The 1605-nt window shown below is 39.9% G+C and carries 2 protein-coding genes; one reads left to right on the top strand and one right to left on the bottom strand.

The genetic code is table 11. The features are described from left to right. Window positions 1-258, top strand: a 258-nt coding sequence (locus tag VLZ86_RS09060) for a hypothetical protein (RefSeq protein ID WP_325450524.1), incomplete at its 5' end; no start/stop codon positions are given. Window positions 259-681: 423 nt separating this feature from the next. Here VLZ86_RS09060 and VLZ86_RS09055 read toward each other — a convergent pair. Beyond that, window positions 682-1605: T9SS type A sorting domain-containing protein (locus VLZ86_RS09055; protein WP_325450522.1), on the bottom strand; the 924-nt coding region annotated here is incomplete at its 5' end.

Genomic DNA, 1605 nt, shown 5'->3' with positions numbered 1-1605 from the left:
GCGGATATCGGATCTGATTTTATTATCTTCACATCTGTAGTATTGGTCAACACTAATTTAAGTGAATATTACACAGCTGCAAAGCTTTATCCAATAAGGTTTTGCGGCATTTTTTTTGGAAGACTTGCGGATTCAAGGAATCATCGGGATAAAACCTATAAAGTAATGATTTACAATGACACTCAAGATGCTTTCACGTGCAAGGAATCAATAAGAACAGCGAGTGGGTATTGGGCTTTTAGGGATGGACACCACTAAGTCCCATCGATAATGTCCGCTTATAAATTGCACGAATGGAGTTTTACTGATTTCTTAGTCAATAATGAATCTCGATTCAATTTCACTATTGAAACACAGATGATACCGATGTAATTGACTTGCACTGATATAAACCTCTCTACCGCTACGGAGCTCCGTGAACCCTTACAAATCTGCGAAATCAATTTCCAACTTCAATTTCGACTTCAATTTCAACTTCAACTTCAATTTCATTTACAACTTCAACTTCAATTTCTGCCAACAGCTATCAGAATCAAGGAAATATGCAGAGGTGGCTCGGAATATTCAGGAAGAGTCATGAAGAAATAACACCTGATTATCATTTAAAGTTAAGTGCTTTTCGTTTCTACACTGACATAAAACAGTCTAGGTTCTAGATTCTACCCTCTACCCTCTAAAACACTACTGAATAAGAATCTTTTTAAGCTTATCAAAAGAACTGTTCTTTAGCTTAACCAAATACATGCCTTTGGAGAGGCTTGAAAGATCAAGATGCTGGTCGGTAGCATGTTCATCCAATACAGTGCTCAAGAGCAATCGATTCTGAAGATCATAAACAGCAATGGTCGTATTTGATTTGACAGAACCTGTTATATGCAGCATCCGAGAGCTATTACTGGTGAAAAGTTGGGGAGAATAATCTTCTTGGTCCCCAAAAAACAAGGTGGATGGGATGACGTGCAAAAAGAAGCGCCCCGTTCCTGCAACATTAGCGTCGGCATAAAACGCATAATCACGGTCACGCAATAAGGTAAAGGTTTGTTTTAATTGATCCTCAATATAAACGTCTGCTTCTTCCGGGATGATGGCTGTGGGCATACTAATTTTCAGCTGTTGCCCTTCGGCAGCATTAATGCCTATCGGTATGACTGTTCCATGTAAAAGATCAGCATAAGGCAAGGATTGTACAGCCATATCCATATCATCATGATCATCCAGTAAATGGGAATAAATTGAAAAATCAGGTGCCAGACCACCAAAAATGGCAGCATCATAACCAGGGTCCAAACCTGGTGTGGACTGCTCATTAAAATAAAAATCCGTGCTATAGGTTGAAATACCATTAGTCATGTCCAATTTTAAAAAGCCCACATGTTTGGCAATCTGATCTTTTTGAACCCCAAACCTATTAATGTGCCCAACGGTACGCATTTCGGGCACAAAAGTAACCGTCCCACCTCCCGCTTTGGAAGCTACAAAAAAACCTTGCCCTGGTGCTATGTGGGCATCGGGATGTAAGGTGAGATAGGCCAAATTCCAAATGGTCCAACCATTGGTAGGATCACCATGAAAACTGTAAAGTCCTGAAGCTTCCGATGAAAAATC

The sequence above is a fragment of the Gelidibacter sp. genome (assembly GCF_035515035.1).
GTDB lineage: Bacteria > Bacteroidota > Bacteroidia > Flavobacteriales > Flavobacteriaceae > Gelidibacter.
Note: the sequence above shows the minus strand (reverse complement) of the source record. Positions and strands in the feature narration are given on the sequence as shown.